This is a genomic window from Sphingobium sp. HWE2-09 (assembly GCF_035989265.1).
GTDB lineage: Bacteria > Pseudomonadota > Alphaproteobacteria > Sphingomonadales > Sphingomonadaceae > Sphingobium.
In genome coordinates this window covers 946,433-959,797 of the sequence record NZ_JAYKZX010000003.1, presented here as the reverse complement: position 1 = coordinate 959,797, position 13,365 = coordinate 946,433, and the positions used below count along the sequence as shown (strand labels likewise).

9 protein-coding genes are annotated in these 13,365 nt (G+C 60.8%); 3 read left to right on the top strand and 6 right to left on the bottom strand.

Going from position 1 to position 13,365, the window contains the following annotated elements; translation table 11 throughout:
* Window positions 1-7 precede the first annotated feature (7 nt).
* The 6 genes from U5A89_RS10045 to U5A89_RS10020 all read right to left on the bottom strand — a co-directional run bounded on the left by U5A89_RS10045 (window position 8) and on the right by U5A89_RS10020 (window position 4,660).
* Window positions 8-1,147 (bottom strand): recombinase family protein, encoded by a 1,140-nt coding sequence (locus U5A89_RS10045; RefSeq protein ID WP_338161007.1) that lies wholly within the window; start codon window positions 1,145-1,147, stop codon window positions 8-10.
* 17 nt (window positions 1,148-1,164) lie between these two features.
* Window positions 1,165-1,287: a hypothetical protein gene (locus tag U5A89_RS10040; protein WP_338161006.1), complete on the bottom strand. Its 123-nt coding sequence runs from the start codon at window positions 1,285-1,287 to the stop codon at window positions 1,165-1,167.
* Between the two features lie 78 nt (window positions 1,288-1,365).
* Window positions 1,366-1,677 (bottom strand): recombinase family protein, encoded by a 312-nt coding sequence (locus U5A89_RS10035; protein WP_338161005.1) that lies wholly within the window; start codon window positions 1,675-1,677, stop codon window positions 1,366-1,368.
* A 213-nt stretch (window positions 1,678-1,890) separates the two neighbouring features.
* Window positions 1,891-3,633 carry a hypothetical protein gene (locus U5A89_RS10030; RefSeq protein WP_338161004.1) on the bottom strand — a complete coding sequence of 581 codons (1,743 nt, stop codon included), beginning with the start codon at window positions 3,631-3,633 and terminating at the stop codon, window positions 1,891-1,893.
* A 14-nt stretch (window positions 3,634-3,647) separates the two neighbouring features.
* Entirely contained in the window at window positions 3,648-3,956 is a 309-nt protein-coding gene (locus U5A89_RS10025) for a hypothetical protein (protein ID WP_338161003.1), read from the bottom strand.
* Window positions 3,953-4,660 (bottom strand): hypothetical protein, encoded by a 708-nt coding sequence (locus U5A89_RS10020; protein WP_338161002.1) that lies wholly within the window; start codon window positions 4,658-4,660, stop codon window positions 3,953-3,955. The genes U5A89_RS10025 and U5A89_RS10020 overlap by 4 nt, the downstream gene beginning before the upstream one ends.
* Before the next feature lie 287 nt (window positions 4,661-4,947).
* Between U5A89_RS10020 and U5A89_RS10015 the strand changes: the two genes are divergently transcribed.
* From U5A89_RS10015 to U5A89_RS10005, 3 genes are all read left to right on the top strand, one after another.
* Complete coding sequence (locus tag U5A89_RS10015) at window positions 4,948-6,270, top strand: MobA/MobL family protein (RefSeq protein ID WP_338161001.1); 1,323 nt, start codon at window positions 4,948-4,950, stop codon at window positions 6,268-6,270.
* Entirely contained in the window at window positions 6,254-6,934 is a 681-nt protein-coding gene (locus U5A89_RS10010; RefSeq protein WP_338161000.1) for a hypothetical protein, read from the top strand. Before U5A89_RS10015 ends, U5A89_RS10010 begins: the two co-directional genes overlap by 17 nt.
* 249 nt (window positions 6,935-7,183) lie before the next feature.
* Entirely contained in the window at window positions 7,184-13,309 is a 6,126-nt protein-coding gene (locus U5A89_RS10005; protein ID WP_338160999.1) for a DUF3320 domain-containing protein, read from the top strand.
* Window positions 13,310-13,365: the final 56 nt, after the last annotated feature.

The window sequence follows — 13,365 nt, the reverse complement described above, 5'->3', positions numbered from 1 at the left end:
CATTGCTTCAAAATGTCGAAAATTTGGTTCGAAGACGCTCCACTAGGGTGCACCATTTCCGGTCAGCTTTGGGCACCGCAGCGCCTGAGTTTTGAGATGCGATGACTGCCCTTTCTAGGGCGGCGTTTTTACCAGTGATGCGGATCGCCCGGTCTCCCACTTCAACGCGCTCGATCAAAAGCTGAACATATTCGCGACGCGCCTGCGGGTCTGGACCCCGCAGCTTCCGCCGAAGGAGATCGCCGAAGCTGGTGACGATTTCCGGTGTGATGCGGCGATCCCCGGCCTCAAGCTGGCGTTCAATAACATCGATATCGGCTTGGGCGCTGATTCGCTGGGCGCGGATGTTGGCGATCTCACTGGCAATATGAGGATCGTCCGGACTGAAGGTCTTGTTGCGCACGAGCTTGATCACGAGCGCGCTTTCGCCATCCAATGCCGTGACACGCGCGCGTAAGCGCTTCAACTCCGCCTTACGCTCTGTCACCGCACTGGCAGAGCGATCCAGCCAGGTCTGGAGAAGTGCTTTCAGACGTTCGGGCTGGGTCAGATGGTCGGCCACGGCTTCAGTGACGATCGTATCGAGTTCCATTCTCGGAACCCATCTGCCTGGGCATGTCGTCGATCCCTTATTCGCCCTGCCCAGGCAGGCATAATAGCTATGCTTGCCGGATTTGCCGGTGCGAGCTCCCATCGTCGATCCGCAGCCATCTCCACCGCAGCCACAGACGGCGCGTTTGGTGAGGAGGTTGGTGTTTGTCTTCTCCGCATCGACTCCCATTTTCGGATCGCGATCCGCCATTTGCTTGCGCACAGCGTAGAATGTCTCTTCGCTGACGACGGGCGGCACCGGGATGGGAATCCACTCTGTTTCGGGCCTCAACTCCCGGGTTCGTGAGCAGCGCCGATTATAGAGAACGTAGCCGATGTAAGCGGTGTTCGTCAGGATATCGTGGACCCTGGAGTGGCTGAACTCCTTGCCATCGATGCGCTCGCCGCGCTGGTTGAGGTGGTCGGCGAGCGTTGTCACGCCGACGGGCCCGTCAGCCGTGCACTCGAGATAGGTCTTGAACATATATCTGACCAGATCGACGGTTTCGGGATCGTGTTCGAGCTTCGTCCGATCCTTGCCGCGCGGCTGGGGCACAGCGTATCTGCGGAAACCTAAGGGGGCGTCTGCCCGTTCCAAAAGCCGTTCAGGGCATTTGCAATCATCGTGCGACGCACATGCTTGGCGTTTTCGGCAGAATGATATTCGTCGAAGATGGCCAGCATGGCGATAGCCATGTCCGAGGCAGGATCGTCACCAAAATGCTGGGTTACAGAGACGATCCGGATCTTCTGGCGACGCAGTCGCTCACGATATTACATGAAATCGAGGGCATTGCGGAACAGGCGCGATAGCGAATGGACGAGGACGATATCGACGGGATGCTCATCGCTTTCAGTCCACGCGATCATTTTCTGGAATCTGGGGCGGCTGTCGTCCATCGCGCTACCGGCTTCGGAGAAAATCCGGGTCGGGGTCGCGCTATTCTCTTCGATCCAGCGTTCACACGTTTCGATCTGGTCTGGCAGCGAAAGGTCGTTCTTCTCCTGACGAGACGTTGACACGCGTGCGTAGATGACAACGCGTTTTCCTTCGAACCCATCACCGGCCATGATCAGAATCTCCAAAAAGGGAGGCAATGTCTACTCCGAACAAACGGTCGATCAGGGTTGCCTCATCCTCAAGTGTCGACCATGAATCATCGAACCGGGCGCTGACAAGCCCCGACGGCTCCTGGGTGTGGTCCACCCTGGAACGGTGTTTTGCGTTACGCCTGGAGGAGGGCTTGTCCCGGCTCATCAGCCGGGCATCACAGGATCACCATATGGAGGCTGCGGGGGTTACTCGCCTTTGCCTGTGTCGCTATCGCGCTTCAATCTGTCGCGGATATGCTTCGCGTGCATCGGATCGGTCGAAAGCGGCGATATCTGCTGGCCCAAGATCTGAGCCCCCCGTGCTGCCTCAGGATCGGTTGTCATCTCCGGCAACGCAGGCTGATTATGGCCTCGCTGTCCATGACCGCTATTTGAAACAGCGCGATATTCGCGGCCCAGGAGCACGACGATGTTCTCCGGCATGTGGGACATATGACCGGATGGAGGCTGCTTCCTGGTTACCCGCGCATGCTGCTCGACGGCTATCGCCTGAAACCGGGAGTAATGCGCGATGTCATCACCTTCATGGTCCAGCCAGAGATGGGCCTGGCTTCGTGCTGTGTAGCCATATTCGCCCGGCTTCGGGAGGATGGGGATCAGAGCCTCCGCTTCTTTTAGCATTTCTTCGCCGGAGCGGTTGCCGAGGTGATCGTCAATTGCCACGGGGTTGGCCATGAACGGGTCCCAATTTTCGAAATCGAGTTCCGTCTTCTCGTCCTTCGAAAGAACCTCGCCAAGCATCGTCAGCGCCATTCGGGAATCTTGCTCGGCGACCCAGTCATAGCCGATGACCGCGATCGCCTTGGCGAGAAAATGACGGGGGAGCGCGGAGAGGTCGGGCCCGTCTGGCCAGAATATCTGATTCCATTCGCGCGCGGTATTGGCGATCTCGAGCAGACGCACCGCCCCATTCTTGCGCCAGGTCAGCCCCCAGAAGGCAGCCACATCGACGCGCGGCAACGCTTCGCCATGATTCAGGCGTGGTATTTTTGCGAGCGCGGGGTTGCGCGCGTAGAGCGCCTGAAGGTGCTTTGCCTCGTCTGGAGAGGTTGGCGTCAAGTTTATACCGCCATAGGTGCCATGCATCAGCGCTATGCGCGCCGCCGCACTCGGCAGCCAGTTGCGGGCATCCTGGCGGCTGGCCTCGTCACGAAACTCGTCAGGTACATCAAGCGCAAACGACTGAAACGGCGCATAATCGACCGTGCGTCTGATGGCGGTCGGTGCAAACTCAGTGCGAGCCATGGGCAGGCGCTCAAGTGTGCGCTTGATTGTGAGTGTCTCGCCGTCCACCGACATCTCGATGAGCCCGGACTGATTCATGGCCGCTCGAGCGGTCTCAGCATAGAGAACCGCGACCAGGAACGGCGGAAGATAATCTTTTTCATGACCATGCCAGAGGCGGCGGACTGATGTCGGCCATGGCTCGTGAATGATCTGCGGATCGCGCTTCCAGGCACCACGGAAATCCTTGGCCAGCAGAAGTTGATAGAGCTTCCTGTCGCGCTTCTCGACGTTTGCATAGTAGAGCGCGAGATCGCGCGGTTGATGCCCCACGATGGCTACGAGCCGTTCCGCACGGCTGCAGAAGGAGTCGAAGCGGATGACTGAAAATGGATCGTTGCGGTTCTTGGCATCGGCATCGCCAGGGCGAATGAGCAATTGCCGCCATATCCCGCCGACAAGTGCATCTTTGCTCATGCCGACGTCCAGGAGGGCATGAGCGTTCTTCGGCAGTCGCACTTCACTAAGAATAAGGGGATGTGGCGTGCGCGCGATACCGCGGCCATCCGTCGCCTGGAGCGGGCGCATCTCGGGTTTGCCAGGGATCCAATAATCCCAGCCGCGCCGGAGCGGCGAACCGGGGTCGCTCGTATGAGCGATCCCGGCCGTGTGCAATGCAGTCTCGATGTTGCCGATAAAGCCCACTATTGTTCTCCGGTCTAGTCGGTGTCGGATGAGAGGGTGAGATTGCGGATGTCCCGGCGGACCTGCTCGATGTCCGCTGCGATCTGCGCATCATGTTCGGCGAGCCATTCAGTCTGGATGTTGCAAATCTGCTCCAGCGCTCCCGCAGCCTCAGCTAGCCTCGCCCAGTCGTCGCTCGACCCACCGGCACTCATCCGCGCCTCAATCCTCTGAATTGCCTCGATGAAGATGTCCGCACGTTCGGCGAGTTCGGCGTAATTGCGAAACGTCTCGGTGCGGCCGCCGATCGTCACCGTGCGCGGCGTGTCGAGCACCCCGCTCACGATATGTCTCCGCCATCCTGCGCGGCATCGGTGCTGCCAGCAGGGGCACCTTCGTCGTCAGGGCGATCCGGAGTAGGCGGCATGTCCCCGGTGGTGCCATTGTTGGCGGCAGCGAGACGGATGTTGCCGCCGTTAGCCCGCAACCAGTCATGCGCCTGGCCGCGATTGGCGCTACGAAGCGGGGCGATGCCCAGCGCGTCGGCGGTGCGCAGCATGAGGAGCCACTGCGCCCGCGTTGACTTCTGCGTACGCCAGCCGCCCTTGTCCGGATTGTCGCGCTCCCATTTGTCGAAACTCGCGCATTCGGCGACATAGTCGGCCTTCGCGCGTTCGAGCAGGAGAGCATCACCCTCCTTCGTCCAGGCGTCGAGATTGTCGCGCACCGCCGCCGCCTCCATCTGGATGTTAGTGGCGTCCGGCATGCTGACCGCATAGGGTGAGATCTGCTCGACATATTCACGGATCGGGAGGGTGCGCAGATATACGCGCGCAGATGCCATCTCACCCGTGTACCCAGCCTCACGGTCAAGCCAGCCAACGCTCATCCTGTGCCACTGCTCGCTGCGCGTGGTCGCGTTGAGGCGGGCCTTGGCGGCCCGGACCCTCTGCCTCGCCTTCGCCGCCTTTGCGTCGGCTTTCGCCTTGGCATCGCGGGCGCCTTCGAAGGCGCGGCGACGGCGAAGCTCTTCTGCGTTGAAATCCATCTTCATTCTCCATGTTCCGTTTCGAACATGGTCATCATCGCGATCTGGCTGGATGTGGCTGCGGGGATTACTCCAGTTCGTCTGTATCGCCCGGCGCTGACAGTCCTCACGACAGAGCAAGGATGAGTATGGCCCGCAGACCATATGAAGCGAACACGGCAAAACCAGTTCCAGACAGGAAGGAAGGCAGGGGGGGTGGGAATGCGAAAGAAACGTTGACCCCGGTCAACTTCGCTTTTGCTCGATGATCCCACCCCCCATGCCTGCGGCGCAAAGGACAGCATGTCGTGCTGCTGAAGACGGAGACAGAAATCTGGGCGCAAGCGGACGCTGCGATCTGCCGCATCTTCATGGCGGGGGATCGCACCGCGCGGCGGATGCTGGCCGCTGACCGCACGATCGAAGGGGCGCGGCGGCGGTGCGAGATATTGCGAAAACTGCGTGCAAGAAAGGACGCCATCGATCATGCCCGCGCTGAACAGGAGGTCGAGCGGTCGATGGGCGGCACCTGGGGCAAGTCGCTCCACGTCCGCATGCCGCGTGCGCGCGAAACCGCTGGTCAGCGGACGGATGCGAGGAGACGGTCGGGCACGGCTGTCCGTGCAGCCCGGAAATCTCAGGTGCAGCCGCGCGCCATCCGTAAATATGAGGCGCCGCTTGTAGACGGGCGCGGCCGCGTCGCATTGTATTTTCGCGTGCGATACATGGGGCTGAAATCGAAGAAGTGGCGGCATGGCATATCGGCAGACCATATCATCTACATCCTGCGCGAGGCGGCGCTGGAAACTGACGGCGTCGATCAGAATGTCGTGTCGCTCACCAATATGGGCGAAACCGTCGAGGAAATTGCCGCCTGCTGGCGCGCCCTGGAGGCTGTGGAGGAAGGCTACCGCGCCAATGCAAAGGTCCAGTGTCGCATCGTCTGGAACCTCCCGCACCAGCTGACGCCTGCACAGCGGCATGACCTTGTGAAGGACTTCTGCGAGCGTAACTTCGGGCGCCTGGGAATGCCCTGGATCGCGGCCGTCCACAGACCGGACGAAAGCGGTGACGAGCGCAATTATCACGCCCATGTCTGCTTCTCGACGCGTCCGTGCGAACGCACCGGCGATCATCAGTGGGCGATCGCACAGGAAAAGGTGAACGGCCTTACCGATGAAGCTGGCCTGAAGCGGCTCCGCGCGGAGGCGGCAGCGCATATGAATCAGGCTTGCCGCAAAGCAGGGCTGGCAGTGCGGTTTACCCACCAGAGCTATCAGGAACGCGGGCTGAATGCCGAGCGCCAGACGCACGTTGGTCCTGAGCGCATGGCCGCGCATGATCGCGGCGAGGCCATTGCCGTGATCGAGCAAAACGCCCGCATCGTTGAACGCAACGAGGCCGCGCGGGACGCGGACGATACTGCCCATGTTGCGCGCCTGACGGAGCGGCTCATGGATTTCACCGGGGCCAGCCTGACGGTGATCGACCAGCGGCGCCGCATCGCTGAAGTGTCGCGGCATGTCGGGCAGATCCGCGATCACATCAAGGCGGTCGGCCATGGCCTCGACGGACGTATCGGGCATCGGAGTGTCGGCAGTCGGTTTTGCAGTTATGAGCAAAAAGATTGATGGCGTGCGCGCGCATGTGCGTGCGCTAGATGGCAAGCTCGATCAACTACTTGACGAGTTCGCCCGCGATCGTACGGAAAAGCTCGATGATATGCTTGATCGCCTGCGTGGGCTGGCCGAGCGGGTCGATATGCGTTGGAGCATGAGCACCGATAAGGCCGAGATCGGATGGCATCGCGATGCTGATGAGGCTGATAATCTTGGCAGTTTCTTCAGCGGACGTGCGCGTCGGATTCTGGACGCAAGACCGTATGCGATTGCCGAAGCGACGCCGTTGCTTGAGGCATGCACGATGGCGTCCGGGTTGCGTATTGGAGCATTGGCGCTATCGGGCGAGATGGCGGCGGCGATCAGCGTCGCTCAGGACGATGCTCTCAGGCTCGAACGACTGACAGGGAGCCTAGGGGCAGCTGACCTCTCGCGCTCATGGATCGCAGCCCCGGAGTGGAAAACGGCTCCCGGCACGGAAGTTGCTGGCGACGCGCTGGCGTTGATGGCGACTGAAGCGCGCAGCGCAGCAGCGGCTTTGCGTGCCCGTGAGGCGGTTGCTCTCAGCCGTGCTGCTCCGTTGATCTCACTACAGACGAAAAACGCACACGCACGCGAATGGCTGGGCGCCGCTCGTGAAGAACAGGATGTTCCTGTGCTACTGATGATGGGCTGAAACTGAGTAGGAGCGATGACGGGACAGCCTCAAGGGGCGGTCGTGCCACCGAAATTCCCAATGATCTGAGCGCCCATCGCTTTCATGCCGGGTGTACCAAAATCGACCCTTCAGGACAGCTTTGGGCAACTGTTCACACTTGGTTTGTTACCTCCTGATCCGGATGCATCACTCTATTCGTTCAAACTTTTGTGGACTTGAATGTCCCTCGCAGCCTTAATGACCGCATCGAATCGAGGGCGGGACAAAATGGCGACTAATCCAGTGCAAGACGTTGTCGGTGAGCAGACCTCGATTTTTCAGAGTAACCTGCCGCTGCATGAGAAATTGGACCGCGCGCGAACCGAATTGCTTGATCTCTCGGCCCGCAATCGTCTGCTGAATATGCCGCGCTCGGCCAAGGGCGCCCGTGCGGTGGAGATCGTCGACGAAAAGACCGCCGAAATTTTTCGGCTGCTGGTGCGGGACAGTCGTCCGTTCACTTTCGTCGCCGGAAAGGCAGAGCGTGCTGGCGACGAAACCGAACCTACAGACGAGATAGACGAGATCGATGAGCTTGCTCAACCCGAGGATGATGAGATCGACGAGCGCGGCGTCAGCGCGCGGCACAGCGATACGCGCCTTCAGACGCGTTTCACGCCAAAGGGACTGCAAAAGCGGTTGCTTGAACTCTATAATGATGCCCGCACTCTGGAAGAGGAACAGGGCGTCAATATTCTGTTTCTGGCGCTCGGCGCTCTGAAATGGATCGACCCGCAGAATGCCGCCAACATCCGTTATGCGCCGCTGATACTGGTGCCGGTCAGTCTCGAACGCGGCAATGCGGGCGAGAAATTCAAGCTGCGCGTGCGGCCGGACGATTATGCCTCCAACCTGTCGCTGGAGATATTTCTCGATCGCCTGCACGGCATTCGTTTGCCGATGTTCGAGGCTGGCGATGCATTCGATCCGACCGCCTATCTTGCGGAAGTGGCGGAGGCGGTGTGCGCGAAGCCGGGATGGGAAGTGATCGAGGACCAGATGGTGCTCGGGTTCTTCTCGTTCGCGAAGTTCCTGATGTATCGCGATCTCGATCCGGAAAACTGGCCGGCGACGGGCAAGATCACCGAGCGCGCCCTGATCCGCGGCCTGCTGTCTGACGGCTTCGAGCCGGATGCCGAGATGATTCCGGAAGATAGCAACATTGATCCGCATATCTCGCCCGCGGAAATGCTGCACATCCTCGACAGTGACAGCTCGCAGGCGCTGACCGTGCATGAGGTCCGTCGAGGCCGCGATATGGTCATCCAAGGTCCGCCGGGAACGGGCAAGAGCCAGACAATTGCCAATATCATTGCGTCCGCCGTTGCGGACGGAAAGCGCGTACTGTTCGTCGCCGAAAAAATGGCCGCGCTGGAGGTCGTGAAACGGCGACTGGACGCCACCGGCGTAGGCGACGCCTGCCTCGAGCTGCACAGCAACAAGGCAAACAAAAAGGCGTTGTTGGAGGAATTGCGGCGCAGCTGGGAACTGGGCGCGCCGAAAGGCCGCGATCCTGGGACACTGCATGTGCGGTTACGGGAAGCGCGCGATACGCTGAACGCCCATGCCGACCGTATGCATAAAGCGCATCAGGCTTCCGCGCTAACGCCCTATCAGGTGGTCGGACAGCTTACGCGGCTCCGTCAGGACGGCCGGAAGCCGAGCGATATTGCGCTCGACAGCCCAGAAACATGGTCGGATGACGACTTCGCCAAACGCCATGGCGTAATCGGTGAACTGATCGAACGAATCGTCGCGATCGGGCGGGCGGACGAGCATGTCTGGCGCGGTGTCGGATCGTCGTCGATCCTGCCGACGGATGGCGACCGATTGCGGGATCGCATTGAAATGCTGGTAGTTCGGATCGACGGCAGCATCGCCGATCTTGCCACGCTCGCCGAGCTACTCGTGCAGACGCCGCCTCTGAATTTACAAAGTCTCAATTCGCTAACAACGCTGGCACAGCGGATCGCCACAGCACCCGCGTTGTCGAACACTGCGATCGGCCATCCCGATTGGGAAGCACAGCGTGCCGAAATCGATGCGCTGATCGACATTGGCACGCGTCACGCGACGATCCGTACAACCCTAAAGGATGCGGTAGCCGAGGATGTTTGGTCTGTTGACCTCGTCGAGCCTTCCGCAGCGCTTGCCTTTCTGCCGCCGGATTTCTCTGGCGAAGCACTTGAAAGGCTTGCCGAAGCCCATACCCTCGTTCCGCGGGTGATCGAAGAAACCGGCATGCTGGCTCGATTGCTTGGCTTTGACACGCCCGCTACGCTTGCGGAAGCAAAGCGACAATTGCAGATCGGTGATCGTGTCGCTGCGGCGCCAGACGCTGATCCTGTCGCACTGGCCGCAGTTTGCTGGGAAAATGAAACAGAGCGCGCTGCTGACATTGCAGCAGCGGTGGCAACTCTCGAAGCTGCTCGCGGTGCTATCGATGGCGGCCTCACCGAAGCTGCGTGGACGATGGATATGTCGGCGACACGGGCGACGCTCGCCGCGCATGGATCGGGTTTCTTCAAGGTTTTCAGTGGTGAATGGCGTCAGGCCAACCGCCTTGCGCGTTCGGTGCTGACCCGGCCGGACGCCCCGCTTGAAGCAACGCTGGCGATCCTCGACGCGCTCGCGCGCGGACGCACCGCCCTTGCAATTGTGGAGGACGAAGATGCCTTCGCGCGCGCAGCCTTTGGCCGGGACTGGCGGGGCGAGCGATCGACGTCAGAGCCGTTGATCCGTCTGGTCGACTGGATGCGCACGCTCAAAATTACGGGTTCCGTTCCGCGCCAGATCGCTGCGCGATTGCCGGATCGCGACGCGATCAGAATTGCGACGCATCGCGCAACGGCTTCCGTCGAAGCAGCAACCACGGTCTTATCTGCGATCTATAGCGACCTCTGGAAAGCTGGCACGGTGGTGTTCGGCGATGCCGACGACGCGATCGAAGCGGATCTGGTGGCGGCATCGGCTGCGGTAACCCGTCTGCATCTCGCGGACCGCATCTCGGCTACGTGGATGCGCGACGGTCAACTAGACCTTAACCTTCGCCGGTCGCGCCTGGCGACCCTAGCCGAGGGCCAACGAGCAGCCGCGGCTATCGCAGCGGCGGAACCACTCGGCGGCGAGGTGTTCGGAGAGGCTTGGCGGTCCGCGCAAAGCGAGTGGGCGGCGCTGCGGAACGCGGCCGACTGGATTGCCAAGAACGCAGATATCAGGTTACTTGTCAGCGGCATTGCCGATCACACCGAGCCCCAGCGGCTTGCCGATGCCGCTATGACGACGCGAGCGGGATTGATGAACGATCTCTCGGCGTTGTTCGATTATCTTCGGCTCGATCGGGAGTATGCGCTCGGTGCCGTGGATCCAGCCAAGATCCCGCTCGCCTCGGTCCGATCGCGCCTCGCCGAATGGACTACGAACAGTGAACAGCTGTTCCAATGGGTCGCCTATCGCGACCGCGCCGGACGCGCGTCGTCGCTCGGCTGCGAAGATATCGTTCGGCGGCTCGCCGATGGACGCCTTACGCCCGATACCGCGCTCGCGGCGTTCGAAATGGCGTATTACGAAGCTGTTTATGCCGATCAGGTCACAGCCGACCCGTCATTGGGCATTTTCGACGGCACGCTGCACGGTCGCCTAGCGCGTGACTTCGCGGAAATGGACCGCCAGCGCATCGCGTCAGCTAGCCTTGAGGTCGTCCGCGCCCACCACGCGCGCGTCCCTGCAAGGGATGGCGGCGCGGTTGGTCCGCTTGGCGTGCTGCGCGCTGAAATCGCCCGCAAACGTGGTCATATGCCGATCCGCAAGCTGATGGAACAGGCCGGTCCCGCGATACAGGCGCTGAAACCGGTCTTCATGATGAGCCCGCTGTCGGTCGCACAGTTCCTGGCACCCGGCATATTGGAATTCGACCTGTTGGTGATGGACGAAGCCAGCCAGATTCAGCCGGTCGACGCACTCGGCGCGGTTGCGCGGGCCAAGCAGGTCGTCGTCGTCGGTGATCCCAAGCAGCTGCCGCCGACCGCGTTCTTCTCCAAGATGACCAGCGGCGGCGATAATGATGATGACGGTGAGGATGCTGTCGGTCGCGTCGCCGATATCGAAAGCATCCTTGGCCTGTTCACCGCGCGTGGTCTGCCCATGCGTATGTTGCGCTGGCATTACCGTAGCAAGCACCAGTCGCTGATCGCGGTCAGCAACCGACAGTTCTACGAGAACAAGCTGTTCATCGTTCCCAGCCCCTATACCGCCGAGGCCGGCATGGGGTTGCGCTTCCACCACATCGCCGACGGCATCTTCGACACGGGAACGACACGCACTAATATCGTCGAGGCGAAGATCGTAGCAAAGGCAATAATCGCCCATGCGCGCAACCATCCTGATTTATCACTCGGCGTTGCCGCCTTTTCCTCGGCACAGCGCCGCGCGATCGTCGATCAGCTTGAGTTGCTGCGACGTGCACTGCCGCCCCAAGTCGAGGCATTCTTCCAAGCGCATCATGCCGAGCCGTTCTTCGTAAAGAACCTTGAGAACGTGCAGGGCGACGAACGCGACGTCATCTTCATCTCTGTCGGCTATGGCCCGACGATGCCTGGCGGACGCGTGCCGATGCGGTTTGGGCCTCTCGGCACCGACGGCGGCGAACGCCGGCTGAACGTGCTCATCAGCCGAGCGAAGCAACGATGCGAGGTGTTCGCGTCGATGACCGACGAGGATATCGATCCGGACTTCGCCAGCACACGCAAGGGCGTGTTCGCCTTCCGCCTGTTCCTGCATTTCGCGCGAACCGGTCGGATGACCCTCGCCGAGAGTACTGGTCGCGATCATGATAGCGTATTCGAGGAGCAGGTTGCCAAGGCGTTGCAGGCGCGTGGGCTTCAAGTCCACCGGCAAGTCGGGCTCGCTGGTTTCTATATCGATCTGGCGGTGGCCGATCCTGATCGGCCGGGACGCTATCTGCTCGGCATCGAATGTGACGGGGCATCCTATCATGGTGCCCGGTCCGCGCGCGATCGGGATCGGTTGCGTCAATCGGTGCTCGAAAGCCATGGCTGGTCAATCCACCGCGTGTGGAGCACCGACTGGTTTCAGCGGCCAGCCGAACAACTCGATTTGATCATCTCGCGGGTAGAAGCTGCCAAGGCCGAACATGACGCACAGGCAACGGGTATTGCGGCGAAACGCGCGGTGCCGTTCGAGATTGTCACGATCGAGCGCGAGGATGTGACTGAGATCGGCATTACGGCGATCGATGAAACCACGGACACCGTGGCCGCCTATATGGAGGCGACGATTTCGCGCCCTTCGCATATCGTCAGCGAACTCCATGACGCGCCTCGCGGTATCTTGTCTGGACTGGCCGAGCAGGTCGTAGAGGTTGAAGGTCCAGTCCATCTCGACGAGATCGTTGCCAGAATCCGCGCCGCTTGGGGACTCAAGCGAGCGGGTGGACGCATCCAGACAGCGATCGAGCAAGCTGTGGACGTCTCCGCGCGGACCGGACGCTTGGCACGCGATGGCGACTTCCTGTCGATACCCGGTCGACAAGCCAATGTTCGGGACCGTAGCGCTGTGATCTCGACTACCTTGCGCCGCTGCGAGGCGCTGCCGCCGGCTGAACTCGAACGCGCCGTTTTGGATATCGTCCGCACGCATTTTGGCGCGACCGACGACCAGATCGCCCTCGCTGTTTCGCGCGCGATTGGCTTCAAATCCACCAGCAGCCAGTTGCGCACGCTGATCGGCGATGTCGTCACCGCAGCGATTGCCAAGGGCTGGCTCGACCGCAAGAATGGTGTGCTGGTGACGGGAGCAGACGCACCGGTTGCTACTGTGCCGGTAAGTGCACCGTCACCGCTCGTCACGCTGATCGCCGAAGGGGAGCATGAACGGCTGGAATTCAAGGAGACGCTTCGCTGGGATGTCGCGGCTGCTATTCAGAACAAGAAGCTGGAGGAGGTCGTGATCAAGACGCTTGCCGGTTTTGCCAATCGTGTTGGTGGCACACTACTGATCGGTGTCGCAGACGATGGAACGATCCGCGGGCTAGAACGAGACTATGCCTGTCTTGGCGGCAACAGCGATCGAATGCAGTTGCACCTGACCAATCTGGTGACCAACCATTTCGGACAGGCTTATCGCGCTGCACGTATACGCATTGGCTTCCCCGAACATGAAGGCACGGAGGTATGCCGGATCGACATAGATCGGTCGCCATCACCCGTTTTCGTGACAACCAAGGACGCACGCGATACGCCCGCTGAACGGTTCTTCGTCCGCTCAGGCAATTCTACCCAGGAACTAAGCCCCAGTCAGACTGCAGCCTATATTCGCGAGCATTTCGGTGGGTAATATTACTCGATCAGTCAATACGGACGAGAATTTCCCAATGATTCGAGTGCCCATCG